This is a genomic window from Methylobacterium sp. 142-1Y (assembly GCF_057747795.1).
In genome coordinates, this window is sequence record NZ_CM173224.1 from 1,439,861 (window position 1) to 1,464,390 (window position 24,530).

General features: G+C 69.5%; 27 protein-coding genes. 14 read left to right on the plus strand and 13 right to left on the minus strand.

The annotated features are described in order from the left end of the window. Positions 1-10: 10 nt before the first annotated feature. Positions 11-994 carry a hypothetical protein gene (locus AC3AOF_RS06690; protein WP_488348025.1) on the minus strand — a complete coding sequence of 328 codons (984 nt, stop codon included), beginning with the start codon at positions 992-994 and terminating at the stop codon, positions 11-13. An 88-nt stretch (positions 995-1,082) separates the two neighbouring features. Further along, the gene (locus AC3AOF_RS06695; RefSeq protein ID WP_488348026.1) at positions 1,083-2,453 is read right to left on the minus strand and encodes an MBOAT family O-acyltransferase; all 1,371 of its coding nucleotides are present in this window, start codon (positions 2,451-2,453) and stop codon (positions 1,083-1,085) included. 364 nt (positions 2,454-2,817) lie between these two features. On the opposite strand from AC3AOF_RS06695, the gene AC3AOF_RS06700 reads away from it, so the two are divergent. Beyond that, on the plus strand, positions 2,818-3,318 hold the full coding sequence (locus AC3AOF_RS06700; RefSeq protein WP_236991503.1) for a Ros/MucR family transcriptional regulator: 501 nt from the start codon (positions 2,818-2,820) through the stop codon (positions 3,316-3,318). Positions 3,319-3,367: 49 nt separating this feature from the next. Here AC3AOF_RS06700 and AC3AOF_RS06705 read toward each other — a convergent pair whose 3' ends face one another. Together AC3AOF_RS06705 and AC3AOF_RS06710 are read right to left on the minus strand one after the other, a co-directional pair. Beyond that, the gene (locus AC3AOF_RS06705; RefSeq protein WP_488348027.1) at positions 3,368-4,474 is read right to left on the minus strand and encodes a helix-turn-helix domain-containing protein; all 1,107 of its coding nucleotides are present in this window, start codon (positions 4,472-4,474) and stop codon (positions 3,368-3,370) included. A gap of 17 nt (positions 4,475-4,491) precedes the next feature. Continuing rightward, entirely contained in the window at positions 4,492-5,976 is a 1,485-nt protein-coding gene (locus AC3AOF_RS06710; protein ID WP_236991501.1) for an MFS transporter, read from the minus strand. A 52-nt stretch (positions 5,977-6,028) separates the two neighbouring features. Between AC3AOF_RS06710 and AC3AOF_RS06715 the strand changes: the two genes are divergently transcribed. Together AC3AOF_RS06715 and speB are read left to right on the plus strand one after the other, a co-directional pair. Next, a complete protein-coding gene (locus AC3AOF_RS06715) occupies positions 6,029-6,154 on the plus strand; it encodes a hypothetical protein (RefSeq protein WP_272913295.1) in 126 nt (41 codons plus the stop codon). 58 nt (positions 6,155-6,212) lie between these two features. Further along, complete coding sequence (speB, locus tag AC3AOF_RS06720) at positions 6,213-7,253, plus strand: agmatinase (RefSeq protein WP_236991500.1); 1,041 nt, start codon at positions 6,213-6,215, stop codon at positions 7,251-7,253. 25 nt (positions 7,254-7,278) lie between these two features. Here speB and AC3AOF_RS06725 read toward each other — a convergent pair whose 3' ends face one another. Then, positions 7,279-8,214, minus strand: a complete 936-nt coding sequence (locus tag AC3AOF_RS06725) for an SMP-30/gluconolactonase/LRE family protein (RefSeq protein WP_488348028.1) — start codon at positions 8,212-8,214, stop codon at positions 7,279-7,281. A gap of 162 nt (positions 8,215-8,376) precedes the next feature. Here AC3AOF_RS06725 and AC3AOF_RS06730 point away from each other — a divergent pair, with 162 nt between their 5' ends. From AC3AOF_RS06730 to AC3AOF_RS06745, 4 genes are all read left to right on the plus strand, one after another. Then, positions 8,377-9,210 carry an NAD-dependent epimerase/dehydratase family protein gene (locus AC3AOF_RS06730; protein WP_488348029.1) on the plus strand — a complete coding sequence of 278 codons (834 nt, stop codon included), beginning with the start codon at positions 8,377-8,379 and terminating at the stop codon, positions 9,208-9,210. Between the two features lie 27 nt (positions 9,211-9,237). Beyond that, on the plus strand, positions 9,238-9,468 hold the full coding sequence (locus tag AC3AOF_RS06735) for a hypothetical protein (RefSeq protein ID WP_488348030.1): 231 nt from the start codon (positions 9,238-9,240) through the stop codon (positions 9,466-9,468). Between the two features lie 248 nt (positions 9,469-9,716). Next, the gene (locus AC3AOF_RS06740) at positions 9,717-10,397 is read left to right on the plus strand and encodes a nitroreductase (protein ID WP_488348031.1); all 681 of its coding nucleotides are present in this window, start codon (positions 9,717-9,719) and stop codon (positions 10,395-10,397) included. A gap of 155 nt (positions 10,398-10,552) precedes the next feature. Continuing rightward, entirely contained in the window at positions 10,553-11,353 is an 801-nt protein-coding gene (locus AC3AOF_RS06745) for an FRG domain-containing protein (RefSeq protein WP_488348032.1), read from the plus strand. A 242-nt stretch (positions 11,354-11,595) separates the two neighbouring features. On the opposite strand, the gene AC3AOF_RS06750 is transcribed toward AC3AOF_RS06745, so the two are convergent. The 3 genes from AC3AOF_RS06750 to AC3AOF_RS06760 are packed head-to-tail and all read right to left on the minus strand — an operon-like array spanning position 11,596 to position 14,284. Then, complete coding sequence (locus tag AC3AOF_RS06750) at positions 11,596-12,471, minus strand: SMP-30/gluconolactonase/LRE family protein (protein ID WP_488348033.1); 876 nt, start codon at positions 12,469-12,471, stop codon at positions 11,596-11,598. Continuing rightward, entirely contained in the window at positions 12,468-13,478 is a 1,011-nt protein-coding gene (locus AC3AOF_RS06755) for an aldose epimerase family protein (RefSeq protein ID WP_488348034.1), read from the minus strand. Before AC3AOF_RS06755 ends, AC3AOF_RS06750 begins: the two co-directional genes overlap by 4 nt. Then, positions 13,475-14,284, minus strand: a complete 810-nt coding sequence (locus tag AC3AOF_RS06760; RefSeq protein ID WP_488348035.1) for a FadR/GntR family transcriptional regulator — start codon at positions 14,282-14,284, stop codon at positions 13,475-13,477. Before AC3AOF_RS06760 ends, AC3AOF_RS06755 begins: the two co-directional genes overlap by 4 nt. A 135-nt stretch (positions 14,285-14,419) precedes the next feature. On the opposite strand from AC3AOF_RS06760, the gene AC3AOF_RS06765 reads away from it, so the two are divergent. The 4 genes from AC3AOF_RS06765 (at position 14,420) to mmsB (ending at position 19,439) form a co-directional block, all read left to right on the plus strand. Further along, a complete protein-coding gene (locus AC3AOF_RS06765) occupies positions 14,420-15,178 on the plus strand; it encodes an SDR family NAD(P)-dependent oxidoreductase (protein WP_236991492.1) in 759 nt (252 codons plus the stop codon). A gap of 400 nt (positions 15,179-15,578) precedes the next feature. Continuing rightward, a complete protein-coding gene (chvE, locus tag AC3AOF_RS06770) occupies positions 15,579-16,643 on the plus strand; it encodes a multiple monosaccharide ABC transporter substrate-binding protein (protein ID WP_488348036.1) in 1,065 nt (354 codons plus the stop codon). Beyond that, positions 16,643-18,226 (plus strand): multiple monosaccharide ABC transporter ATP-binding protein, encoded by a 1,584-nt coding sequence (mmsA, locus tag AC3AOF_RS06775; RefSeq protein ID WP_236991490.1) that lies wholly within the window; start codon positions 16,643-16,645, stop codon positions 18,224-18,226. Before chvE ends, mmsA begins: the two co-directional genes overlap by 1 nt. A gap of 7 nt (positions 18,227-18,233) precedes the next feature. Further along, positions 18,234-19,439 (plus strand): multiple monosaccharide ABC transporter permease, encoded by a 1,206-nt coding sequence (gene mmsB, locus AC3AOF_RS06780; RefSeq protein WP_488348037.1) that lies wholly within the window; start codon positions 18,234-18,236, stop codon positions 19,437-19,439. A 249-nt stretch (positions 19,440-19,688) separates the two neighbouring features. Here the strand turns inward: mmsB and AC3AOF_RS06785 are convergent, their stop codons facing one another. Together AC3AOF_RS06785 and AC3AOF_RS06790 are read right to left on the minus strand one after the other, a co-directional pair. Beyond that, positions 19,689-20,621 (minus strand): LysR family transcriptional regulator, encoded by a 933-nt coding sequence (locus tag AC3AOF_RS06785; RefSeq protein ID WP_488348038.1) that lies wholly within the window; start codon positions 20,619-20,621, stop codon positions 19,689-19,691. A gap of 97 nt (positions 20,622-20,718) precedes the next feature. Next, on the minus strand, positions 20,719-20,976 hold the full coding sequence (locus tag AC3AOF_RS06790; RefSeq protein WP_488348039.1) for a hypothetical protein: 258 nt from the start codon (positions 20,974-20,976) through the stop codon (positions 20,719-20,721). 194 nt (positions 20,977-21,170) lie between these two features. On the opposite strand from AC3AOF_RS06790, the gene aroQ reads away from it, so the two are divergent. Beyond that, entirely contained in the window at positions 21,171-21,617 is a 447-nt protein-coding gene (gene aroQ / locus AC3AOF_RS06795) for a type II 3-dehydroquinate dehydratase (protein WP_488348040.1), read from the plus strand. 165 nt (positions 21,618-21,782) lie between these two features. Further along, the gene (locus AC3AOF_RS06800) at positions 21,783-22,064 is read left to right on the plus strand and encodes a CsbD family protein (protein WP_336886948.1); all 282 of its coding nucleotides are present in this window, start codon (positions 21,783-21,785) and stop codon (positions 22,062-22,064) included. 92 nt (positions 22,065-22,156) lie between these two features. On the opposite strand, the gene AC3AOF_RS06805 is transcribed toward AC3AOF_RS06800, so the two are convergent. From AC3AOF_RS06805 to AC3AOF_RS06815, 3 genes are all read right to left on the minus strand, one after another. Then, a complete protein-coding gene (locus tag AC3AOF_RS06805) occupies positions 22,157-22,915 on the minus strand; it encodes an outer membrane protein (RefSeq protein WP_488348041.1) in 759 nt (252 codons plus the stop codon). Between the two features lie 190 nt (positions 22,916-23,105). Further along, on the minus strand, positions 23,106-23,321 hold the full coding sequence (locus AC3AOF_RS06810; protein WP_488348042.1) for a hypothetical protein: 216 nt from the start codon (positions 23,319-23,321) through the stop codon (positions 23,106-23,108). Between the two features lie 17 nt (positions 23,322-23,338). Next, positions 23,339-23,539, minus strand: a complete 201-nt coding sequence (locus tag AC3AOF_RS06815; protein ID WP_236991484.1) for a hypothetical protein — start codon at positions 23,537-23,539, stop codon at positions 23,339-23,341. A 147-nt stretch (positions 23,540-23,686) separates the two neighbouring features. Here AC3AOF_RS06815 and AC3AOF_RS06820 point away from each other — a divergent pair, with 147 nt between their 5' ends. Then, positions 23,687-24,520, plus strand: coding sequence for a DUF6502 family protein (locus AC3AOF_RS06820; RefSeq protein WP_236991483.1), 834 nt, complete (start codon positions 23,687-23,689; stop codon positions 24,518-24,520). Positions 24,521-24,530 lie beyond the last annotated feature (10 nt).

The following is a 24,530-nucleotide window of genomic DNA, read 5'->3' on the forward strand; positions in this document are numbered from 1 at the left end:
TCCCGACCCCTCACCGCCCCGCCACCCGCCGCAAGCCCAGCCGCTCCAGCACCTGGCGGCCGATCAGCGGCGTGTAGTGCAGGTTGTCGAGCCAGGCCGGGGTCGAGCCTTGCGCCGGATCGAACGGGTAGGGATCGCCGAGGGCGGTGAGGTCGAGGACCGGCCGGCCGCGGGCGGCGCAGAGGTGCATCACCGCCTCGCGCCACCGCGAAAAATCGTCGGTGAGCCCGAGCGCGGCGAGCACCCGCCGCTGCGCGTCGCTCACCGGCGACAGGTAGATCGTCAGATCGAGGCCGGAGAGCCGGTCCAGCGCGAGCGCGAGGCCCGCCAGGGTCTCGGGCCGGAACGGCGCGGTGGTGCGCCGGCGCGTGGCGTCGTTCTCCAGGGTCAGTTCTGCGGGGAGCGGCGGAGTGATGCGAAAACCCATTCGGGTCCAGGCGCCCGGATCGTCGCCGCCCGCGACCGCCGCGAGCCGGCTGTCGGTCAGCGCGTAGCGGCCGAGCACGCTCCCCATCAGGGCGGCGAGCCGGCCGCTCGGTGTCGCCAGCGCCTCGTCGAGATGCACCGGCACGCTGGGGCGGGAGAACATGTAGTAGTCGAGCCCGAGCGTCGCCCGCGCCGGGCCCCGGGAGGCGACGATGGCGGCGATCACCGGCAGCTCCGTGGCGATGATCGCCGAGATGCCGGCATTGAACACCCGGCTCGGTGCGAGAGCCGTGACGTCGGCGGGATCGAGGCCGTGATAGACCGTCGAGGAGCCGATCAGCGCGAGGTCGTAGGGCCGCGTCAGCGCCTGCAGCACCTTGGCCCGGCGGGTCTGGCGGTCGAGGAGGCGGCTGTTGCCCCCGGTCGCCGCCCGCCAGGGCGGGTCCTGGCGAAAGACCCAGTAGGCGTCGAACCAGATCACCCGGCCCGCCACTCCGGCGACGAGGAGCGCCAGGAACAGGGCCGTCAGCGCCAGGAAGCGGCGGGCCAAGCAGACTTGCGGTGGCACGCCAACGCTTCGTCCGCTTGGCTTCTCATCGTGTCGCAGGTTCCTTTCGCAAAACCGGCGGCCACTGTTGCGAAACCTGCTGGGGACCTTAGAAGCGGGCATAGATGAAGGCCTGGTTGGCATCGTTGCCGACCTGGAGCAGGATCGCGGCCATGAGCAGGGCGGTAGCTGCGGCGGCCCATGCCCGAGGGATCAGGCGCTCCACCGCCTCGCGGGCGGTGGGACCGAGGATGGCGAGCGCCGCGGCACCAGTGGCGAGGGGCCAGAACGCGGCGGTGCCGCCACTCTCGGTACCGAGGCCGAGGAGCCCGCGATAGAGGCTGAGCGCGGTGGTGAAATCCGGAGCCCGGAACGGCACCCAGGCGAGGCAGACGAAGGTGAAGGTCGCGAGCCAACCCGCCGCCTCCGGCAGGGCGAGACCGGCGCGGCGCCACAGCACGTGGAGGCCCAGCGCGATCCCGTGCGCCGCGCCCCAGGCCACGAAGGTGAGCCCCGCCCCGTGCCACAGCCCGCCGAGCGCCATGGTGGCGAAGAGCGCCAGGATCTGGCGCGGCACGCCGTGCCGGCTGCCGCCGAACGGGATGTAGAGGTAGTCGCGCAGGAACAGCGACAGGGTGACGTGCCAGCGGCGCCAGAAATCCTGGATCGAGACCGCCCGGTACGGCGCGCGAAAGTTCTCCGGCAGGACGATGCCGAACAGGAGCGCGAGGCCGAGCGCCATGTCGGTATAGCCCGAGAAGTCGAAATAGAGCTGGAGCGCGTAGCCGATCGTCGCTTGCGCGGCGGTGGCGAGATCAGGCTGCCCGCCGGCAGCGGCGGCGGCCCAGAGCGGATCGACGTATGACCCGAGCCCGTCGCCGAGAAACACCTTCTTGGCGAGGCCGGCCGTGAGAAGCATCAGGCCGCTTGCGGCGCGGTCGGCGGAGGACGATTCGGGGACGCGCAACTGGCCGACGAGTTCGGACGGCCGCACCAGGGGACCGGCGATCACGCGGGGGAAGAACGCGACGTAGACCGTGTACTCGGCGAGCCCCATCCGCTCCGCCGTGCCGCGCCGCAGATCGACCAGGTAGGCGATGTGCTGGAAGGTGAAGAACGAGATGCCGAGCGGCAGGGCCAGGGAGACGAGCTTCAGATCCGCGCCGGTGACGGCGTCGACCAAGCCGGCGAAGAAGCCGAGATACTTGTAGAGGCCGAGCAGCCCGAGATCGAGGACGATGGCGACGGTGAGGATCGCGCCGCGTCCGCTCCTGAGATAGGCCTCGCCGGCGAGCCAGTTGAGCGCGACGGACACCGCCAGCAGCGGCACGAAAAGCCGGTCCCACCAGCCGTAGAAGGCGAAGGACAGCAAGGCCAGCCAGGCGACGCGCCAGCCCGGCCGCCGGGCGATGCAGAGCGCGTGCAGCCCGAGCGCCACCGGCAGGAACAGCAGCAGGAACGGCAGGGAGTTGAAGGGCATGCGGCGCTCGCCGGTCGTGCGTCGGCGTTAGTGCAAGTCCGACGCCATGGAAAGGGCGGTATGCGAGATTTCACGCCGGTGACTCGACGCTCCTGAGCTATTTGTGCTCATTCTTCCGCCCGCGATCCGCCGGTCCGAGCTTCGTTGCAGAGTAGGGGGGCGTCTAGGCTCCGGACGGCGCAAGGCTTGGGTGCATCTCCGAATTCCCCATGAAGCCGTTGCGCGATGGCAGGCGTGCCCGATTATCAAAAGCATCTGTGGGAAATTCATGGGTGCATGCGCGAGGATGGGTTGAAACCGTGGTGCAATGCCCGATATCGCACATAAGCCCGTCGAACGGGCGCGTAAGTTAGGATGATTCTCCGTGTCGCAAGAAGATCTGGTCCAGGAGGTCGATTTCGTCGCCCTCGCCGCTGACGTCGTATCGGCCTACGTCGCCAACAACTCCGTTCCGGCTGCCGACCTCGCCAGCCTGATCGGCACCGTGCACAGCGCCTTCGTCTCCCTCGGCCAGCCGGCCGCCAAGGAGGCCGAGAAGCCCGTGCCGCTGATGCCGATCAAGAAGACGGTGACCCCGGACTACCTGATCAGCCTCGAGGACGGGAAGCAGTACAAGTCGCTCAAGCGCCACCTGTCGACCCGCGGGCTCACCCCCGAGGAGTACCGCCGCAAGTGGGGCCTGCCGCACGACTACCCGATGGTCGCCGCCAACTACGCCGCCCAGCGCTCGGAGCTCGCCAAGAGCATCGGGCTGGGCCGGGGCCGCAACGTCGCCGCCGCCGCCAAGCGCGCCGCGTCGGATGCCGTCGTGAAGGAGCCGGCCGACACCAAGACCGCCAAGCGCGGCCGTCCGCGCAAGGCGTGATCGTCCGGCGCGGCCGGCGGGGGCCGGCCGCGCCGTTCACGGGACCGCATCACAGGAGCTCGCCGTGCCAGGCCGCGAGGCCGATCGGCGGGCCCGCCGCGAGCCTCCGCTGCGGCGCGCCGACCGGGACGATCGAGGCCGGGGAGGACCCGGTGCGCAAGGAGCGCCGGTATTCCCCGGGCGGGATGCCGAACGCGTCACGGAACAGCCGACCGGCATGGCTCGGCGAGGTGAAGCCGGCGGCGCTCGCGAGTTCGTCGATGCTGCGCTCCTCGTCGGCCCGGGACAGCGCGCGGCGCAGGCGCGCAATGCGCTGCTGCTGCACGAACCGGGCGACGCCGCCCACCGGCTCGAACAATCGGTAGAGCACGCTGCGCGACACGCCGGCCCCGGCCGCGATCGCCGCCGTGGTGAGGTCGCGATCCGCGAGATGCCGCTCGATATAGGCGAGGGCGCGGGCGCGGGCGCGGCTGCCCGCGACCGGCGGTGCCAGCGGCGCATGCCTGTCGCGCAAGGTGGCCAGGGTGGCGCCGAGCATCAGGCACAGCGACTCGGTCGCGGCGGCGGCGATCTCCGGTGTCAGGGCGACCGCATGCGCGGCGAGCGAGCGCGCGAAGTCGATGACCAGCCCGGCCTCGCGCGGGCCGAGGACCAGGCCGTGCAGGTCGAGGCCGTCCAGCGCCGCGGCGTCGAACCGGTCGCGGGCGATTGCCGCGGTGACGATGCGCGCGCCTTCGGTCCAGGTGCGCTGCGGCCGGGTGAGGTCGAACAGGGCCAAGCTCCCGGCCTCGACCCGACGGATCGCGCCGGGCACCTCCAGCATCATGCTGCCCGACAGGACGAGGTGGAGGGTGACGTGGTCGAAGCCGTCGCGGGCGACCCGTCGCGGCGCCCGGGCATGCGAGACGCCGGCCAGCCGGCGGTCGAAGAGCAGCATCCGCGGCAGCCGGTGGGCCACGACCTCGATCCGCAATCGGCCGGTGAAGGAACCGCCGGAGGGGTCGGCCAGCCGCTCGACGTCGGCCCCGCCGCTATAGAGCGCGCGATAGGCCTCGAAGGCGTCGTCGTGGGCCCGGTCGTCTTGGACCCGGTCGTCCTGGGCCTGATCGTCATGGGTCCGGCCCGATGGGCTCGGCTCGAGGGTGATCGTATCCATCGCGCTCGCGGACCCGCTCAGCGGGCGGCCCGCGCCTGTCCGGTCCCGGGTCTCGCCCCAGTGCCCTTAAGGTAGGGCGCTCCCAGCAGAAGGGCAATGATTCCTAACGCATAGGCCAGAGAGCAGGTCGCCAGGAGCGCGCGGCCGAGCCCGGCCTCGCCGAAGACGCGGTCGGCCAGGAAGCCGACGAGCGGCGGGCCGAGCCCGAAGCCCGCCAGCGTGACGCCGGCCATGAACGGGGCCGTGACGCGGCCGCGCAGGGACCGCGGCGTCATGATCTGCAGGCCTGCGAGCGCCGCCACCGAGCCGATGCCGAGGCAGAAGACCAGGGCCGCGAGGGAAGCCGCCGCGAGGGGAAGGCTGTCCGCGAGGCAGACGACGCTCAAGAGCGGCGGCGTCCCGACGAGGACGCCGAGCAGCGGCCGTCCGCCGGACAGGCGGCGCCTCGGCGGACTTGCGTCGGCAGGCCGACGCTTCATCCGCCGAGGTTCTTGTCGTGTCGCAGGTTCTCGTCGCGAAACCAGCGGCCACGTTTGCGAGATCCGCTTGGCTCCGCGGTCGAGGAGGCGCCCGCCGGCGATCTGGCCGAGCGGCGCGGCAACCGCCACCACGAACCCGAACAGCATCCCGGCCGAGGAGAGCGGCAGGCCGAAGCGCCGCACCAGCAGCGTGACCGCCCAGGCATTGGTGGTCTGCACCACCAGGGTCACGGCGGCCCCCGCGACCATGAGGGCGGCGTAGGCCCCGGCATGGCGGGCGAGCCACGGCCCGACCCGCGCCCGCGAGGGACGCCGCTTGCCGCCGCGGCCGGGATCGTCGAGCCGCAGCAGCACGGTCATGAGGATCAGGTTCGGCACGGTGCTGAGGACGAACAGCACCCGCCAGGCCGCGACCGGCGCGGCGAGGCCGAGCACCGGCACCATCGCCGGCAGGAGGGCGAGGAGCCCGCCGCCGAGCACCAGGGCCGTGCCGCGCCCCAGGACCGCGCCGGCGGTGTAGAGCGCGACGCCGTGCCCGATCCGGCCCCGCCTCTGGTGCGTGGCGATGAGCGCGAGGGCGGCCGGGGTGAGGGCGGCCTGGCCGAGGCCGAGCATCAGCCGGGCGAGGACGAACTCGGCGAGGTCGGTCGCCAGCCCGCAAGCCAGGGAGGCGAGGCTCCAGACCAGGATTCCGGCCGCGATCAGGCGCGGGCGGTGGACGCGGTCGACCAGGGGGCCGGCACCGAGCGAGGCGACCGCGTAAGCCGCCACGAAGGCGGTGCCCTGGGCGAGGCCGAGTTCGAAATCGCTCAAGCCTAGATCCGCCTTGATCGCCGGGGCGACCAGGGCGGCGATGAACCGGTCCGCGAAGGCCAGGAGATGGGCGCCCGCGAGCAGCCAGACGCCGGGCCAGGTGGGGGCCAGGAAAGCAAGGACGGGAGCAAGGATGGGCGCAAGGATCGGGCCGGCCCGTCGGCGGCGGGGACGGGGGCCCGGAGGGGCGTCGGGGAGGATGTCGCCCATCGATGGCGGCCTTCACGATCTCGGCGGCGGATAAGCGGATGACGGTGTCCTGATGCCCGTGTCCTGGCCCGCCGGTACCCGCAGGGACAACGGGCTTGCCAGCATGGCCGGCCTGCGCTCTTGTCGCGGCCGGGTGGCGCGGGCCGAGGGCACGCCGGGCGCGCCGGGGCCCTCGTAGGCCGACCCCCCGAGTGCCGTGCCCGCGCGCCCTGGCGGGCCCCACGACCGGAGCACCTATGGATCAGGCCAAGCTCGCGGCCCTTCGCGCCCGCTATCTCGACGCGACCGGCGGCGACATCGACGACCCGGATTTCGCCAAGGCGGCGCGTCAGCAATTCAGCGAGAGCGACCGGCGCAAATGGCCGTTCGCCGATGTCGCGACCTTCCTCGGCCTGCCCTACCGCCCCGAGGCCGCGGCGCTCCCCGATTTCGGCGGCCTCGACGTGGCGCTGATCGGCGTGCCGATGGATCTCGGCGTCACCAACCGGGCCGGCGCCCGCCACGGGCCGCGGGCGGTGCGGGCGGTGGAGCGCATCGGCCCCTACGAGCACGTGCTGCGGATGACGCCGGCGGCGGAGCTGAAGGCGGCCGATATCGGCGACGTGCCGTTCCGCAGCCGCTTCTCCCTCGAGAGCTGCCACGAGGACATCGAGGCGTTCTTCGCCACCGTGGTGAAGGCCGGCGTGGTGCCGCTGGCGGTGGGCGGCGACCACTCGATCAGCCGCGCCACCTTGCGGGCGGTCGGTGCCGACCGGCCAGTGGGCATGATCCACATCGACGCCCATTGCGACACCGGCGGCGTCTACGAGGGCTCGAAGTTCCACCATGGCGGGCCCTTCCGCCAAGCGGTGCTCGACGGCGTGCTCGATCCGGCGCGCACGATCCAGATCGGCATCCGCGGCGGCGCCGAGTACCTGTGGGAGTTCTCGTACGTCTCCGGCATGACCGTGATCCACGCCGAGGAGGTGCCGCAGCTCGGGCTTCCCGCCGTGATCGCCCGGGCCCGCGAGGTCGCGGGCGACGGCCCGACCTATCTCTCCTTCGACGTCGACAGCCTCGATCCCGGCTTCGCCCCGGGCACCGGCACGCCGGAGATGGGCGGGCTCACGCCCCGCGAGGTGCTGGAACTGCTGCGCGGGCTCGCTGGGCTGAACTTCGTCGGCGGCGACGTGGTCGAGGTGGCGCCGCAATACGATCCGACCAGCAACACGGCGCAATGCGCCGCGCAGGTGCTGTTCGAGCTCATGTGCCTGGTGGCTGCGGGGCGGCGGGTTTAGCGACCCCGCCTCGGTGTGGCCGGGCTCACCCCCCGGCCACGCCCTGCGCATCGACGTAGACCGCGTAGAGCGACTGGCTCGCCGCCATGAACAGCCGGTTGCGGTGGCGGCCGCCGAAGCAGAGGTTGGCGCAGCGCTCGGGCAGGCGGATGCGGCCGATCAGGGTGCCTTCCGGGTTGAACACCATCACCCCGTCGAGGGCGTCGTCGCCCATGCCCCAGCCGCACCAGAGGTTGCCGTCGGTGTCGCAGCGGAAGCCGTCCGGCGTGCCGGGGCCGGCATCGATGTGGACGCGCTGGTTGCTGAGCCGTCCCCCTGAGACGTCGAAGGCGAGGATGCGGCGGTTCGGCTGCGCCCGCGACTCGACGAGGTAGAGGATCGATTCGTCGGGGGAGAAGCACAAGCCGTTCGGTCCGGCGAGGTCGGTCGCCGCGGCGGTGAGCAGGCCCGTGACCGGGTCGAGGCGGTAGACGTTCTGCGGCAGTTCCGGCTCGGCCCGCTCGCCCTCGTAGTTGCCGAGGATGCCGAAGGGCGGATCGGTGAACCAGACCGCGCCGTCGGAGGCCACGACCACGTCGTTCGGCGAGTTGAGGCGCTTGCCCTCGTAAGCATCGGCGAGCACCGTGATGCTGCCGTCGTACTCCGTGCGCGTCACCCGCCGCCCGCCATGCTCGCAGGTGACGAGGCGGCCCTGGCGGTCGCGGGTGTTGCCGTTGGCGAAGTTCGACGGCTTGCGGAAGGCCGAGACCGCGCCGGTCTCCTCGTCGAAGCGCAGGATGCGGTTGTTGGGGATGTCGCTCCACAGGAGGGTGCGCCCGTCGCCGAACCAGACCGGGCCCTCGCTCCAGCGGCAACCGGTGGCGAGGCGCTCGATTCCGGCGCTGAACACCCGGTAGCGGGCAAAGGACGGGTCGATGACCTCGATGGCGGGGTCGGGATACCGGATCGTCGGCGTCCACATGCGGCGTTCCTCCTTGCGTCTCGGGTTCTTGGCGGCGGAGCTATGCGGGAGGAGCCGTCCGATGCAAGCGGGAGCGCCTCGACGGCGGGCCGCCGCTCGCCGATGATGAGCGTCGAGCTCGCGCCGCTTCGAGCGCGCACCAACGATGATACGGGAGGAATCATGAGCGAGGCAGCGGGGATCCGGGTCGCCCTGTCGGGGGCGGGCGGGCAGATCGGGGCGGTGCTGCGGCCGCGGCTGCTGGCGGCCGGCCACGTCCTGCGCTCCGGCGGCGGGCCGACGGCGCTGACGCCGCTCTCCGACGCCGAGACCGTCACCACCGGCGACCTGCGCGACGCCGAGGCCGTCGACCGGCTGCTTGCAGATACCGACGTGCTGGTCCACATGGCCGGCACCAGCGTCGAGAAACCCCTGCCGGAGGTGATCGACAACAACCTCGTGGCTCTGCAGGCCGTCTACGAGGGCGCGCGCCGCCACGGCGTGCGCCGAATCGTCTTCGCCAGTTCCAACCACGCCTTCGGCATGCATTCGGTGGACGAGCGGCTCGCGATCGATGCGCCGTTCCGGCCCGACGGCGCCTATGGCCTGAGCAAGGCCTGGGGCGAGCTGATGGGCCGGATGTACTGGGACCGGCACGGCATCGAGGGGGTGGCGCTGCGCATCGGCAGCGCCCTGCCGCGCCCGACGGAGTTCCGCCATCTCTCGACCTGGCTCGGTCACGACGACCTCGGCCAACTGGTCCTGCGCAGCATCGCGGCGCCGATCCCCGGCTACGTCGCGGTCTGGGGTGCCTCGAACAACCCGCGCAGCTACTGGGACAACAGTCAGGCCGCGGCCGCGATCGGCTACCGCCCGACGCAGTCGGCGGAGGATTGGGCCGAGGAGATCTTAGGCCAGGAGAACCCCCTCGATCCGGTCGCCCGTACCCTCCAGGGCGGCAGCTTCACGACGATCGACTACACGCCGCAGGACCGGCGGCCGGTGCGACGCGGGTGACGGCGGCGCGAGCCATGGCCGGGAGCAATGTCCGACGAACCGGCGCGGCGGGAGACGATCTGCGCCGAGATGCCGGAGCGGCCGACTTGGTACGTCCACGGGGCGCTGAACGGACGGGTCCATGCCATGGCCGTGCAGGCCCGGCAGTTCGCCGCAAAACACCCGGCGATCCGCCTGCGCATGGTCTACGAGGCGCCGGAGGCCGCCGACCGTCTCGGCGTCGATCACGACGGGATCGGCCGGATCGCCCCCGACTGACTCGTCGCCCATACCCCGGCGGACGAACCGGAAGAGGCGGCGTGAGAGAGGATCGGTCGGGTCGCCCCCGCTCGCCGTGATCCCGAGCCCCGGCCGCCACGCGAGCGGCCGCCGGGGCTCGGTCGTCTCCCCAGTGTGATCTTCACGGATCGCCCCCGGCAGGTGGCGCGCGGGGCGAGGGCGGCTAGGGTGGTTCGCTCCGTCGGCGCCGGCCACGCCGACGACGATCTGAATGGGGGGAGACGACCATGACCGAGCGCAACGCGGTCGAAGCGGCGATCGTGAGCCGGCGCAGCGTCCGGGCGTTCCGGCCCGATCCGGTGCCGGAGGCGACGCTCCGCGACCTGATCGCGCTCGCCGGCCGGGCGCCGAGCGGCAGCAACATCCAGCCCTGGAAGGTCCATGTCGTCACGGGCAACGCCCTGCGGCGCCTCACCAATGCCCTCTCGGCCGCTCATCAGAGCGACGAACCGGAGGCCCGCGAGTACGAGTATTATCCGGTGACCTGGCGCGAGCCCTATCTCGGCCGGCGCCGGGCGCTCGGCTGGCAACTCTACGGGCTCGCCGGGATCGAGAAGGGCGACCGGGAGGGCGCCAAGCGCCAGATGGGGCGCAACTTCACGTTCTTCGGCGCCCCCGTCGGCCTCGTCTTCACCATCGACCGCGACCTGGAGCAGGGCAGCTGGCTTGATACCGGCATGTTCCTCCAGACCCTGATGCTCGCCGCCCGCGGCCGCGGCCTCGATACCTGCCCTCAGGCGGCGATCGCGAGCTATCCCGGGGTGGTGCGAGAGGAACTCGGGATTCCGGGGAGCGAGATGGTGGTGTGCGGGATGGCTTTGGGGGTTGCCGATCCGGAGGAGCCGGTGAATGCATTGCGGGCGGAGCGGGAGGCGGTGGAGATGTATACGGTGTTCCATGCAAATTGAATTCACGCATATTTAAATGATTGGAATACTGGAGTGTAAAATATATTTTGTGAATAAAAACTTATATTTCACCTCATATTTTTTGAGCGCTTGTTGTTGTATTTTTTCGAGATACGCGGTATTCTAGGGCAGAAATAATTTCAAAGGAGAATATTATGTCATTCGAAGGATTGGTATCGAACATCGATCCTATTGAAATTCGCTCCATAGGCGAAATGCTCGATCATTCTATAAATCTGGGCGCCACTCGCGGATCAATTCCTTGGTACAGAGGGCATAGAAAACTTTCGTGGAACGTAGATCCTTCTGTTTTCCGAGATTACGACCCTGTAGACGAAAGGAATTTTAGTCACAGGTTCCGCTCGCGAGCCGTTATACGAACTTCGAAGGCTCCGGAATTCGATAATATTGCTCAGTGGTTGGTGTTGATGAGGCATTATGGGCTGCCAACGAGGCTGATGGACTGGAGTAGATCCCCCTTGGTGGGTTTATATTTTGCTTTGGAATATTTGCTTGAGAATATGGATGCCGAGCCGGAAGATTCCGTTTTATGGGTTTTAGATCCCCATGGCCTGAATGAAACGCAAAAAGTGAATGATGTTGGCGGCTTGACTCCATCGATTGCCTCAGAAACTTGTAGATTTATACTAGAAGGCGCGTTCTACGATGTAGAAAGACAAGAAAAGGTGCTTGCCGTTATGGCGGACGACATCGATATGAGAGTTTTTATTCAGCAAGGTTGTTTTACGATTCATTCGGACCGCACACCCCTAAATCTTCATCAGAATCATTCGGCGTTTTTGATACCTTTCGTAATCCCTGCGGAGTGCGCAGTAAAAATGGCTACGCAACTTTTTGCGGCTGGGTTACGCAAGGGCGACATATATCCGGATTTGGCAAATTTGGCGAGAGAGATTGTCGAAACTCATAAGATGTTCAAGAATTTAAGGAAATAAATTTATGGGCGCATCAAGATTTTGACGGGCCAACCTCGATCTCTGCAAGGCCCTTGGCCGAACGGATTTTTGAGGCATACCGTTTATCCGATAACAATTCGGAATTTCAGAGCGCCGATATTGTCAAAATATCCATTTTATAATAAAAATTTCCCTATAATTGCTGATGTCAATAGAGTAAGGCAAGAAAAATATCCTACTTCTCTTAGGATGCCGGTGATGAGGACACGGCGGGTCATGACCTAATCCACCCACACCACTGGCTCGAACCGCCCCTTCACCTTGACCGGCACGGTGAAGGTCCGCCCGGCGAAAAGGTCGTCTGTCCGGCCCGGGTCGAGGCCTTCCGTCGCCGAGGTGACCACCAGGGTGTCGGCCTCCGGCCCGATGAAGGCCGGGCAGGTCACCTGGCGGGCCGGCATGGCGATGCTGCGCACCCGTTTCCCATCGGGGGCATAGGCGTCGAGACTGGCCCCACCCCAGCGGGCGTTCCAGACCAGGCCCTCTTCGTCGATCACTGCGCCGTCCGGCGCGCCCTCGGAGGCCGGGATGTTGACGAAGACCCGGCGATCGCCGACCGGCAGGCCGGTCGCCGGATCGGTGGCGACGCGCCAGATCGTCCCGGCCTCCGAATCGGCGAAGATCGCGCTCGTGCCGTCGGCCGAGAACGCGATGGCGTTCGGGATGGTGAGGCCGGAGAACAGCGTCCGGACCTCGCCGCGGAAGAACCAGTAGATCGCGCCGAGGCCCTTTTCGGCCTCCTTGCCCATCGTGCCGAGCCAGAGGGCGCCGCTCGGATGGACCCTTCCGTCGTTGGAGCGGGTCTCGGACCGATCAGCTTCCAGCGGCGTGAGGAGCCGCATCCGCCCGCTGGCGATATCGCGCAGGTACAGGCCGTCCTCGGCGCCGAGCAGCAGGGTGTGATCGTCGACCCGCGCCACCATCGAGGCCATCACCGGCAGGTCGTGCAGGATGGTGCTCCCGCCCTCGAACGGCCGCTCGCACAGGTGCTGGCCGAGGATATCGAGCCAGTAGAGCCGGCCGAGGCCGGGATGCGCCGCCGGCCCCTCGCCGAGGATGCAGGCGCGGTCGCAGAAGATCCCGGCCCAGCCGCTCATCGGGGCGTCTCCCGGGTGAAGCGGTACTCGATGATCTGGCGGTAGGTCTCGCCGGGGCGCAACACGGCGCTCGGGAAGTCCGGATGGTTCGGCGCGTCGGGATAGGCCTCGGGTTCGAGGCAGAAGGCCGTGCGGGCGGCATAGCCCAGGCCCGCCTTGGGGAGCTGGGTGCCGTCGTAGAACTGCACGGCAGGCGCCGTCGCCAGCACTGTCAGCGCCACGTCGCTGCCTGCCGCCGTCACCCGGGCGACCGGCCGCGGCTCGGCGACGGTCTCGCGCCCGAGCACGAAGGCGTGATCGAAGGCTCGGGCGCCGATGCGCGTCGGCTGGCGCAGGTCGAAGGGCGTGCCGGCGACCGGGGCGATCGTGCCCGTGGGAATCTGCGCCTCGTCGACCGGCAGGTAGGCATCGGCCGGGATTGCGATCACGTGGTCGTCGATCGACGGGGCCGGAAAGCCAGTGGGCGGCAGCTTCAGGTTGAAGTAGCTGTGGTTCGTCAGGTTGACGAGGGTCGGCTTGTCCGTCCGCGCCGTCAGGGTGGCGCGCAAGGTGCCCGAGCCGGTGATGGCGTAGGTGCAGGTGACGTCGAGCGCGCCAGGATAGCCCTCCTCGCCGTCCCCGGCGCGGTAGGTGAGCGTCAGGCTGCGCGCCCCCACCTCCGCGAAGGTCCAGTTGCGGCGCGAGAACCCGGCCGCGCCGCCATGCAGGTGGGTGCGGCCGGCCTCGTTGCGGGGCAGGTCGTAGGCCACGCCGTCGAGGGTGAAGCGCCCGCCGGCGATGCGGTTGGCGAAGCGCCCGACGGTCGCGCCGAATTGCGGGGTCTTTTCCACGTAGTCGTGAGGATCGTCGCGACCGAGCACCATCGGGTGTCCGTGGAAGTCGAGCCGGCGGAGCACCGCCCCCAGGCTCAGGATCGCCACCCCCAGCCCGTCGCCCTCCAGCCGCGCTTCGAGGATCGGGCTGCCGTCCGGCATCGTGCCGACGGGGACGGGATCTCGGGTGCTCATGAACGATTCCTCACGGGACCGGATTCCTCACGGGATTTGGCCGGCGGCATCGGGCCGGCACTAGGGTAGGGCGCGGGGCCGGCAGTCTCCACCGCCGCGGCGCCGTTCCGGAGCCCGTCGCGCACCACCACCTTGGTCGCCCGGGCGGCGGCAGCGGGGTCGCCGGCGCGGATCGCCGCCGCGATCGCCGCATGGGCGCGCCAGGATGTCTCGTGCGCGTGCGGGTCGGTCGGCCGGCTCATCCGGAAGACCACGTCGAGGGCGGCCTCGGTCACGGCGCCGACGGAATGCATGAAGAGGTTGCCGGACGCGTCCGCCAGCGCGAGGTGGAAGGCGAGGTCGGCGCTCGCGAAGGCCGGATCGAGGCCGGGTGCCGCGCGCATCGCGGCGACGCAGGCCTCGAGGGCCTCGACGTCGCCGTCGGTCCGGCGCTCGGCCGCGAGCGCCGCCGCCGCCGGTTCGATCGCCAGGCGGATCTCGGCGAGGTCGCGCAGGAAGCGCCGGTCGATCCCGGCATCGAGGGTCCAGGCCAGCACGTCGCGGTCGAACAGGTTCCAGGCCGCCCGCTCGCGCACCCGCGTCCCGACCCGGGTGCGGGTCTCCAGCAACCCCTTGCCCGACAGGGTCTTGATCGCCTCGCGCAGGACGGTGCGCGACACGCCGAAGCGCGCGAGCAGCACCGGCTCGGCCGGGAGCACGGCGCCTTCGGGAAACTGCCCGGCGACGATGCCGGTGCCGAGCGCCCGGGCCACCCGGGCGTGACCCGGACCCTGCGATGACACGATCCTGGCGCCGGTCTCATCCAAGGTTGCATCCTCCCCGTGATTTTCGCCTCTTGCCCGGGCGTCAGGATTCCGCGATAAGGGCCGGGTCGCTGAAATAGTCATATTAAATGATTTTCAGTGCGTCGAGCGATCCGACGGGCTTCGAGGGAGGAAGCGTTGGCGGCAATCTATCCGGACCTGGCAGGCAAGGTCGTGGTGGTGACGGGCGGCGGCTCCGGGATCGGGGCGGAGCTGGTCCGGCATTTCGCCCGGCAGAAGGCGCGGGTCGGCTTCCTGGACATCGCGGACGAGCCCTCGCGGGCGCTCGCCTCCGAGCTGGGGAGCCAAGGCCTCGCCGTCGCCTTCGAGCATGCCGACGTCACCGACATTCCGGCTCTCAAGGCCGCGATCGGCCGCATCCGCGACCGCTTCGGCCCGGTCGACGTGCTGATGAACAACGCCGCCCATGACGAGCGCCACGCCACCGAGGAGGTGACGGAGGCCTATTGGGACGGCCGCATCGCCGTGAACCTCAAGCACCAGTTCTTCGCCGCCCAAGCGGTCCTGCCCGACATGAAGGCGAAGGGCGGCGGCGCGATCGTGAATTTCGGCTCGGTGTCGTGGATGATCGGCCAGGGCGGCATGGCGGCCTACACCGCCTGCAAGTCCGGGGTGATCGGGCTCACCCGCTCCCTCGCCCGCGATTTCGGCCCCTTCAACATCCGAGTCAACGCGCTCGCGCCGGGCTGGATCATGACCGAGCGCCAGCTCGCCCTCTGGGTGACGCCGGAATCCGATGCCGAGATCAACGCCCGCCAGTGCCTCAAGCGCAAGCTGGTGCCGGCGGACGTCGCGCGCTTTGCCGTGTTCCTCGCCTCGGAGGAGGCGGGGGCGTGTACCAACCAGCATTACGTCGTGGATGGTGGGTGGGTGTGAGGAGGGGGCTCCCATGAGCGCGTCCGGAGCCGGTCATGACGCGGGTTTCCCCTCCCCCCTCTGCGGGGGAGGGTGCCCCACGGAGTGGGGCGGGAGAGGGGCAGCGCGACGCTGATCCAGGTGGTGCCCTTCACAAAGGTCGCGACCTCTCCGGATGCGGCGTCCCCTCTCCCGGCTCGCTCCGCTCGCCACCCTCCCCCGCAGAGGGGGGAGGGGATGACCCGAGCCATTCCCTGATCTGAACGGTTCCGAGACTCCCCCGGCGGAAGTCTCAAGCTGTCCTCACCCACCAGCCACACGACAGAAACACCGATCCCGGCAGATGAGCAGGCCACAATCCTGCCGGGCCCCACTCACCGGCAGCTCCGCACGACCAAGATGCGGGGATTTGGGAGGACACATGAAGTCGTTCGTCGCCCTCATCGGCGGAGCCCTGATGGCTGCCGCGATGCTCGCAACCCCGGCGGCCGCCCAGCAGAAGGGCAAGATCGGCGTCTCGATGCCGACCAAGTCCTCGGCGCGCTGGATCGCCGACGGCCAGGGCCTGGTCCAGGCGCTCAAGGCCAAGGGCTACACGCCCGACCTGCAATACGCCGAGGACGACATCCCCAACCAGCTGTCGCAGATCGAGAACATGATCACCACCGGCGCCAAGGTGCTGGTGATCGCGGCGATCGACGGCACCACCCTGTCGGACGTGCTGCAGCAGGCGAGCGACCGCGGCATCAAGGTGATCGCCTACGATCGCCTGATCCGCGGCTCGAAGAACGTCGATTACTACGCCACCTTCGACAATTTCCAGGTCGGCGTTCTGCAGGGCAGCTACATCGTCGACAAGCTCGGCCTCAAGGACGGCAAGGGACCGTTCAACATCGAATTGTTCGGCGGCTCGCCCGACGACAACAACGCCTACTTCTTCTACGACGGCGCGATGTCGGCGCTCAAACCCTACATCGATTCCGGCAAGTTGGTCGTGCCGAGCAAACAGCTCGGGATGGACAAGGTCTCGACCCTGCGCTGGGACGGCGCGGCGGCCCAGGCCCGGATGGACAACCTGCTCTCGGCCTTCTACGGCAACAAGCGCCTCGACGCGGTGTTGTCGCCCTATGACGGCATCTCGATCGGCATCATCTCGTCGCTCAAAGGCGTCGGCTACGGCTCGTCCGACCAGCCGATGCCGGTGATCACCGGCCAGGATGCCGAGATCCCCTCCGTCAAGGCGATCATCCGCGGCGACCAGAGCATGACGGTGTTCAAGGACACCCGCGAGCTCGCCAAGGTCACGAGCGACATGGTCGACGCGATCTCGACCGGGGCCCAGGTCCCCGTCAACGACACCAAGACCTACAACAACGGCGTCAAGGTGGTGCCGTCCTACCTCCTGAAGCCCGTGACGGTCGACAAGTCGAACTGGGAGAAGGTCCTGGTCGACAGCGGCTACTACAAGGCCCAGCAGGTCAAGTGATGGCGGCGTCCCCGGCCTTGGCGGTGGTGCCCGAAACCTCTCCGATCCTGGAGATGCGCGGCATCACCAAGGCGTTCCCGGGCGTGAAGGCGCTCGACGACGTCAACCTCGCCGTCCGCGCCGGCGAGATCCACGCCGTCTGCGGCGAGAACGGGGCCGGGAAGTCGACCCTGATGAAGGTGCTGAGCGGGGTCTACCCCGCCGGCTCCTATGACGGCCAGATCCTGTTCGACGGCGAGGAGCGCCGCTTCACCGGCATTCCCGACAGCGAGGCGCTCGGCATCATCATCATCCACCAGGAACTCGCCCTGGTGCCGCTCCTGTCGATCGCGGAAAACATCTTCCTCGGCAACGAGGCGGCGTCGCGCTTCGGGGTGATCGACTGGCCGCTCGCCATGGCGCGCACCCGCGACCTCCTGGCGCGGGTCGGCCTGAACGAGGCGCCCGAGACGCTGGTCACCGATCTCGGCGTCGGTAAGCAACAGCTCGTCGAGATCGCCAAGGCGCTGTCGAAGCGCGTGCGGCTCCTGATCCTCGACGAGCCGACCGCCTCGCTCAACGAGAGCGACAGCGCGGCGCTCCTCACCCTGCTGGAGGCATTCCGCGCGCAGGGCATCACCTCGATCCTGATCTCGCACAAGCTCAACGAGATCGCCCGGGTCGCCGACAGCGTCACGATCCTGCGCGACGGCGCCAGCGTCGAGACGCTGCCCCGCGAGGCGATGCTGGGGCCGGACGGGACACTGAACGAGGACCGGATCATCAAGGGTATGGTCGGGCGCGACCTCGCCCACCGCTACCCGCCGCGGGAGGGTGTGGCGATCGGCGAACCCCTCCTGGAGGTGACGGGCTGGAGCGTGCGCCACCCGCTCCATCCCGATCGCCTCGCGGTGGAGGATGTGAGCCTGACGGTGCGCCGCGGCGAGGTCGTCGGCATGGCGGGCCTCCTCGGCGCCGGGCGGACCGAGTTCGCCATGAGCCTGTTCGGCGGCGCCTACGGCCAGCGCGTCGCCGGCGAGGCGCGCCTCAAGGGGCAGCCCGTCGATCTCGGCAGCGTCGAGAAGGCGATCCGGGCCGGCCTCGCCTACGCCACCGAGGACCGCAAGGGGTACGGCCTCGTCCTGCACGAGGATATCCGCACCAACGTGTCGCTGGCCAATCTCGCGGGCGTCGCGGCACGCGGCGTCATCGACGAGGACCGCGAACGGGCGGTGGCGGAGCGCTACCGCGAGCGCCTGCGCATCCGCTCGTCGGGCATCGACCAGGCGACGGTGAACCTGTCGGGCGGCAACCAGCAGAAGGTCGTCCTGAGCAAGTGGCTCTTCGCCGATCCCGACGTGCTGATCCTCGACGAGCCGACCCGCGGCATCGATGTCGGCGCCAAGTACGAGATCTACGCGATCATCAACGACCTCGCGGCCCAGGGAAAGGGCGTGCTGATCATCTCGTCGGAGATGCCGGAGCTTCTGGGGATGTGCGACCGCATCCTGGTCATGAACCGCGGCCGCATCGTCGGCGAACTCTCCGCCGCTGAGGCCTCGCAGGAGGCGATCATGCGGGCCATCGTCACCTCGGGAGGATGAGACAGCCATGAGCGACACCGCGACTCCCGTCGAGGCCCCGCGGCCGCCGGCGATTCCCGGCTTCAACGCCAAGGCCTTGTCCGGCTCGCTGCGCGACTACGGCATGATCCTGTGCCTCGTCGGCATCGTGATCTTCTTCCAGTTCTTCACCGACGGGGCACTCCTGCGCCCGCTCAACCTCACCAACCTGGTGCTGCAGAACAGCTACATCGTGGTGATGGCGCTCGGCATGCTGCTGGTCATCGTGGCCGGCCACATCGACCTGTCGGTCGGCTCCACCGCCGGCTTCATCGGGGCGCTCGCCGCGGTGCTGATGGTACAGATGGGCCTGCACCCGCTGCCGGCCACCCTTCTCTGCCTCGTCGCGGGCGGGATCATCGGCGCGGCGCAAGGCTGGTGGGTCGCTTACCTGCGCATCCCGTCCTTCATCGTGACGCTCGCCGGCATGCTGGTGTTCAAGGGCCTGACCCTGGCGCTGCTCGCCGGCCAGTCGGTCGGGCCGTTCCCGTCCGAGTTCCAGAAGCTCAGCTCCGGCTTCATCCCGGACATCGTCACCGGCGGCGCGCTGCGCATCACCTCGGTGCTGGTCGGCGTCGCGCTCGCCCTCATCCTCGTCGGCTCGAACCTGCGCCGGCGGATGGGCCAGCAGCGCCAGGGTTTTTCCCCTGAGCCGATCGGCGCCTTCGCGCTCAAGAACGCGCTGGTCGCGGCGGTGATCGTCGCCTTCAGCACCTGGCTCGCTACCTATCGCGGCCTGCCGAACGTCCTGATCGTGATGTTCGCGCTGATCCTGCTCTACCGCTTCGTCACTAGCCGCACGGTGATCGGCCGGCGGATCTACGCGCTCGGCGGCAACGAGAAGGCGGCCAAGCTCTCAGGGGTCAACACCGAGCGGCTGACCTTCCTCACCTTCGTCAACATGGGGGTGCTGGCGGCTTTGGCCGGCCTGATCTTCGCCGCCCGCCTCAACACCGCGACCCCGAAGGCGGGTTTGGGTTTCGAGCTCGACGTGATCGCCGCCTGCTTCATCGGCGGCGCCTCGGCCTCGGGCGGCGTCGGCAAGGTGACGGGTGCGGTGGTCGGCGCGCTGATCATGGGGGTGATGAACAACGGCATGTCGATCCTCGGCATCGGCATCGACTACCAGCAGGTCATCAAGGGGCTGGTGCTGCTGGGAGCGGTGAGCATCGACCAGTATTACCGGAAGCGGTAGTCCAGGGACATCGCATCTCGCCGACGCGGCTGGTCGATTGAAAATCGACTGACCTCGAAGGAGGGCTCCAGGGACCGCAACGGTATCTGGAGCCCTCCTTCGAGGCTCCTTTCAGTCGCACCTCAGGATGAGGTCGTGTGTGGGATAATAAATCCCTCGCTATGCTGATCTCTCGACTCAAACAGGCTCTGAGTCTGTCAAGACCGCTGCGCGAACGCCCGGGCGTGTCTCATGCCCAGGCAGCCGGCCTCAACCCTCGCCGCCCCGCGCCCGCTCGCGCTCGGTCGCCAGCGCCGGCGCACCGAACCATTCCGCCCGCATCGCCTCGCGCAGCAGCGCCCCGACCGCCGGGGCGTGCGGCCGGCCGCGGACGGTGACGAGGTTGACCTCGCGCCAGAATTCCGGCTCCACCAGCGGGCGCGCGACCACCCCGGGATGGGTCACGCAGGAGCGCGGCATGAAGCCGAAGCCGAGCCCCGAGGCGATCATCGCCAGGATCCAGTCGTCGCGCTCGCTCCGGTAGACCGTCTCGCAATCGGTGCAGCCCTGCGCTTCCCAGATCGGGCCGGCGACGCCGCGGAACTCGCAGTTGAGGCGATGCACGTAGTGCTGACCGCTGAGATCCTGCGGCCGGATCGCCTCGAGCGCCGCGAGCGGGTGCCCCGCCGCCACCGCGATCGCCATCGGCTCGCGGAACAGGGCGAGGTGGTGCAGCCGCGGATCGGGCTCGCGGCCCGGCAGGCAGTAGAGCGCGACCTCCAGCGACCCCGCCAGCAGGCGCTCCTCAAGGGCCCCGGCGCTGGCATCGACGATGTCGAGTTCGAGGTCGGGATGCCGCGACCTCAGGCCCCCGATCAACCCGACCAGGGCGTCGGGCTGGATCGTGCACATCACGCCCAGGGTCAGGCGGGTGCGGCGCTGCCGGCCGAAGGCGCGGGCCTCGGCTTGCGCGGCCTGCGCCTTGGCATAGACCTCTTCCAGGTAGGGCCGCACGGTGCGGCCGAGCTCGGAGAGCCGCGTGCCGGTGCGCTCGCGGTGGAACAGGGGCCCGCCCAGCTCCTCTTCCAGGAAATGGATCGCCCGGGTGAGGGAGGGCTGGGTGACGTGGCAGGCCTGGGCCGCGCGGGTGAAGTTGTGTTCCTCGCACAGCGCCAGGAAGTACCGGATCTGGTGCATCTCCATCGTCGCCCTCCGCAGCATCGGCCTCGCACCGAAGGGCCCCGATGCCGGGGACTGCGTCGAGGCTAACACCACGGAGGCCGGTCGGGAACGACGCTTGTCAGCACCACGGGCAGGAGGGCCAGGCCGGCGGGTCGGAGGGCCGCACCGGCGCGACCGTGGAGCGGACCATCGGGGGCACCCGGCGCGCCGCCCGGATGCCGGACTCGCCGTAGCCGGTATAATGCGGGGGCGCCGGCATCGCGGTCACGATCGCGGCGTCCCGGCTCTCGGGATGCAGAAGCGACTGGGTCCAGGCCTGGGCGGAGCCGGTGGAGAAGGCGGCGAGCACGACGCCGGCAAGGAGAAGGCTGCGCATCGGAAGGGATCCTTTCGGGGAACGGGACCGGATGTCCCGCTTCGTCGAGGGAGATCATCGCCGCCGCAGGCCTCCGCGGGCCAATGCCGTTCGCCTATCGTGGCGATGCCGTCCGGCTCTGGCGCGATGGTTGACGCGAGGCGGCGGACGGGCGCCTAACGCGCTGTCCCCGTGCCCCGAGAAGGAGCCCCGTCATGAGCCGCCTCGTCTATGTGCTGAACGGCCCGAACCTGAATCTGCTCGGCAAGCGCCAGCCGCACATCTACGGCAGCGAGACGCTCGCCGACGTCGAGGCCTCGTGCCGGGCGCTCGCCGGCGAGCTCGACCTGGAGATCCGCTTCCACCAGTCGAACCGCGAATACGAGATCATCGACTGGATCCACGAGGCGCGCGAGACCGCCGGCGGGATCGTCATCAACCCGGCGGCCTTCACCCATACCTCGGTGGCGATCCTCGACGCGCTCAACACCGTCGAGGCGCCGGTGATCGAGGTGCACATCTCGAACGTGCACAAGCGCGAGGCCTTCCGCCATCACTCCTACGTCTCGCTGCGCGCCGACGGGGTGATCGCGGGGCTCGGCACGCAAGGATATCTGCTCGCGTTGCGCCGGGTCGCGCAGCTGATCGACACGAAGGCGTGACGCGACCGCTCGGCCCGCGACGGGAATCCGGCCATGGACCGGCTGGCGACGGACCGGCCGGTCCTCTACCGGTATCCGGCAGCCCGATCTGGTGCAGCCGCACCATTGCCCGGGCGGTTGCGGCCGGTATGACCGCGCTCCCCTGAAACTGTCGGGATTTCCCGCATGAGCAGCATCCGCATCTCGGCGCTCCGTGGCGCCTTCCTGGGGCTCGCCCTCGCTTCCGTGGGGCCTGCCCTCGCCGACGACACGCCGACGACGGCGGGTGCGGTCGACCGGCTCAAGGGCCTCGCCAACGAGGCGGTCGGCAGCGCCAAGCGCGGCGTCGGCAACCTGACCGAGGACGAGTCGCTGAAGGCCGAGGGGCGCGAGCAGAAGCTCCGGGGACAGGCGCAGCAGGAGCGCGGCAAGGCCAAGGACGTCATCGAGAACGCCCTCGACAAGTAGTCCGCCAGGCCGCGCGGGGCGGCCCGGCGAAGTAGACCGGGGACGATGCTCCCGCATCGCCCCCGGCTCCTTCTCGACGCGGCCTGCTGGGGTCAGTCCGTCGAGAACCGGTAATTCAGGCCGGCGCGCACCACGCCGAACTCCGACTTGGGCTTGCCGAGGCCGTAGTAGGCGTTGGTCCCGGTGTCGTAGACGAGGCCGCCGCTGCCGCCGTTGCGGTCGAGGCTGACGTAGAGCGCCTCGATCCGGGCGCTCAGGCGCTCGGTGATGGCGTATTCGACGCCGCCGCCGGCGGTCCAGCCGGTGCGGAAGGTCCCCGGCAGGGTGCCGGTATAATACGAGGCGTTCGCCGGGGTGCTGCCGCCGCCATAGGCGAAGCCGCCGGTGCCGTAGACCAGGAAGCGGTCGAAGGCGTAGCCGATCCGGCCGCGCACCGTGCCGAACCAGTCGAGGCTCGGGCCGACGTCGTAGAAGGTCGTGGACCCGACGAGCCCGCTGCGGGCCCGCCCGAAGGTGGTGCCCTGGATGTCGGACTCGGCGCCGATCACGAAGCCGGAGCCCGGCGTGAACTGGTAATTATAGCCGATCTGGCCGCCGCCCACGAAGGCGGCGTCGCGGTGGCCCGGGGTCACGGTGCCGTAGGTGGCATCCGTGATGGTGCCGCCCCCGCCGCCGAATCCGGCGCCCGCGTTCACGCCGGCATAGAAGCCGGTCCAGGTGAAGACCGGGACGGGGGTGAAGGCCGGCGGCGGGGCGGCCCGGCGCGGCAGGTCGGCGGCGGCGGCCGGCGACAGGGACGTGAGGACAGCCGTGAGGGCGAGCGCGCCGGCCAAGCAGACTTGCGTTGGCAAGCCGACGCTTCCTCCGCTCAGGTCCTTTTCGTGACGCAGGTTTTTATCGCAAAACCGGTGGCCAGTTTTGCGAAACCTGCTTTGGCCGAGCGCTGCGGTGGGTCTGGTCATCGAGGATGCCGTTTCGTGGGGTGCATGGGGGCCGGGGCGGCGGACCGTCCGGGCCGTCAGGTGTCGGGTCCGAACCGGGTCAGAGGTTCTGGACGATGCAGATCGCCTGGAGGGCGACCAGCAGGATCGCGCCGCCGATGACGAGGCAGAGGGCGGCGACGATGATGGTTTCGCCGCCATCCGCCGGCTCGTGCCGGGAGCGGAGGGCCGAGCGAGGCGCCTCGATCTCCGGCGCCGGAAAGGCCCGGCCGAGGGGGGCGGGGTGGGGCCGGTCGCTGCGCAGGGCTTCGAGCATGGGGGCGGATTCCTCTGTCAGCGGGCCGGGGCCGAGGGCACGGGATGGGCGAGGTCGGCGAGCGTCGCCGCCGCCACCGGCAGCCCCAATCCGGCGATGACCGCCAGGGCGCGCACCAGCATCGCCACGGGCAGCCGCGACACCGGCCGGGGCCGACGGACTTTCGCGATCCGGAGCGGCTCGGCAGCGCGGCAGACGAGGGGAGGGGAGCTGGCCATCGGGGGATCCTGTGGCGTCGGACGGCGTGGGAAATCTGACCACGCCCAACTTTCTATGTGGGCAAAATTCCCACGTCAACGGGAAATCGCTCCGCGCCGTGCTTTCGTGGGATTGTGTCCCACGGCTCCTGGGCTACAAAGGCGGTGATGTCAGAGCCGATCCCACGATTGCCGCCGGATGCCGGTGCGCTGCAGGCCCCGCTCGCCCGGCTGCTGCGCCCGCTGGTGCGCCTGTTCGTGCGCAGCGGGATCACCTTCCCGGCGCTGACCGACCTGCTGCGCGAGCTCTACGTGAACGTCGCCGAGTACGACTTCGCCCTGCCCGGCAAGGACCAGACCGACAGCCGGGTGAGCCTGCTCACCGGCATCCACCGCAAGGAGGTGCGGCGCCTGCGCGGGGCAGGCGCGCCGGTGAGCGCGGTGCCGGCCGCGGTCTCGCGCACCAGCCGCATCATCGCCCGCTGGGTCGCCGCACCCGACTTCACCGAGGCCGACGGCCGGCCGAAGCCCCTGCCGCGCGCGGCCGAGAGCGGCCCGTCCTTCGAGAGCCTGGTCGCCTCCGTGACCAAGGACCTGCGCCCGCGGGCGGTGCTGGACGAATGGCTCGACCGCGGCCTCGTCACCCTGGACGACGAGGAGCGCATCGTGCTGGCCGAGGCGGCCTTCGTGCCGAGCGGCGGCGGCAGCCAGCAGCTCTACTATTTCGGCCGCAACCTCCACGACCACATTGCCGCCGCGGTCGCCAACATCCTGGAGGAGAAGCCGCGCTTCCTGGAGCGCGCCGTGCATTACGACGGGCTGTCGCCCGCCTTGGCGCGGCGGCTGGAGGGGCGGGCGCGGGAGATCGCCATGGAGGCGCTGCAGCAGGCCAACCGCGAGGCGCATGCGGCCTGCGAGACCGATCCGGGCGGCGACGCGCGCTGGAACTTCGGCATCTACATCTATGCCGAAGAGGCCCCTCGGCCCGAGCCGAAGGCGTGAGGGAGCGGCC

What these genes read in the sequence shown, in the direction of transcription:
- AC3AOF_RS06695 (WP_488348026.1), bottom strand. Translation starts at nt 2,453, where the DNA reads ATGCCCTTCAACTCCCTGCCGTTCCTGCTGCTGTTCCTGCCGGTGGCG.
- mmsB (WP_488348037.1), top strand. Translation starts at nt 18,234, where the DNA reads ATGAGCGACACCGCGACTCCCGTCGAGGCCCCGCGGCCGCCGGCGATT.
- AC3AOF_RS06815 (WP_236991484.1), bottom strand. Translation starts at nt 23,539, where the DNA reads ATGGCCAGCTCCCCTCCCCTCGTCTGCCGCGCTGCCGAGCCGCTCCGG.
- chvE (WP_488348036.1), top strand. Translation starts at nt 15,579, where the DNA reads ATGAAGTCGTTCGTCGCCCTCATCGGCGGAGCCCTGATGGCTGCCGCG.
- AC3AOF_RS06750 (WP_488348033.1), bottom strand. Translation starts at nt 12,471, where the DNA reads ATGAGCGGCTGGGCCGGGATCTTCTGCGACCGCGCCTGCATCCTCGGC.
- AC3AOF_RS06800 (WP_336886948.1), top strand. Translation starts at nt 21,783, where the DNA reads ATGAGCAGCATCCGCATCTCGGCGCTCCGTGGCGCCTTCCTGGGGCTC.
- speB (WP_236991500.1), top strand. Translation starts at nt 6,213, where the DNA reads ATGGATCAGGCCAAGCTCGCGGCCCTTCGCGCCCGCTATCTCGACGCG.
- AC3AOF_RS06730 (WP_488348029.1), top strand. Translation starts at nt 8,377, where the DNA reads ATGAGCGAGGCAGCGGGGATCCGGGTCGCCCTGTCGGGGGCGGGCGGG.
- aroQ (WP_488348040.1), top strand. Translation starts at nt 21,171, where the DNA reads ATGAGCCGCCTCGTCTATGTGCTGAACGGCCCGAACCTGAATCTGCTC.
- AC3AOF_RS06735 (WP_488348030.1), top strand. Translation starts at nt 9,238, where the DNA reads ATGTCCGACGAACCGGCGCGGCGGGAGACGATCTGCGCCGAGATGCCG.
- AC3AOF_RS06820 (WP_236991483.1), top strand. Translation starts at nt 23,687, where the DNA reads ATGTCAGAGCCGATCCCACGATTGCCGCCGGATGCCGGTGCGCTGCAG.
- AC3AOF_RS06725 (WP_488348028.1), bottom strand. Translation starts at nt 8,214, where the DNA reads ATGTGGACGCCGACGATCCGGTATCCCGACCCCGCCATCGAGGTCATC.
- AC3AOF_RS06740 (WP_488348031.1), top strand. Translation starts at nt 9,717, where the DNA reads ATGACCGAGCGCAACGCGGTCGAAGCGGCGATCGTGAGCCGGCGCAGC.
- AC3AOF_RS06745 (WP_488348032.1), top strand. Translation starts at nt 10,553, where the DNA reads ATGTCATTCGAAGGATTGGTATCGAACATCGATCCTATTGAAATTCGC.
- AC3AOF_RS06705 (WP_488348027.1), bottom strand. Translation starts at nt 4,474, where the DNA reads ATGGATACGATCACCCTCGAGCCGAGCCCATCGGGCCGGACCCATGAC.
- AC3AOF_RS06790 (WP_488348039.1), bottom strand. Translation starts at nt 20,976, where the DNA reads ATGCGCAGCCTTCTCCTTGCCGGCGTCGTGCTCGCCGCCTTCTCCACC.
- AC3AOF_RS06755 (WP_488348034.1), bottom strand. Translation starts at nt 13,478, where the DNA reads ATGAGCACCCGAGATCCCGTCCCCGTCGGCACGATGCCGGACGGCAGC.
- AC3AOF_RS06715 (WP_272913295.1), top strand. Translation starts at nt 6,029, where the DNA reads ATGCCCGTGTCCTGGCCCGCCGGTACCCGCAGGGACAACGGGCTTGCC.
- mmsA (WP_236991490.1), top strand. Translation starts at nt 16,643, where the DNA reads ATGGCGGCGTCCCCGGCCTTGGCGGTGGTGCCCGAAACCTCTCCGATC.
- AC3AOF_RS06785 (WP_488348038.1), bottom strand. Translation starts at nt 20,621, where the DNA reads ATGGAGATGCACCAGATCCGGTACTTCCTGGCGCTGTGCGAGGAACAC.
- AC3AOF_RS06810 (WP_488348042.1), bottom strand. Translation starts at nt 23,321, where the DNA reads ATGCTCGAAGCCCTGCGCAGCGACCGGCCCCACCCCGCCCCCCTCGGC.
- AC3AOF_RS06710 (WP_236991501.1), bottom strand. Translation starts at nt 5,976, where the DNA reads ATGGGCGACATCCTCCCCGACGCCCCTCCGGGCCCCCGTCCCCGCCGC.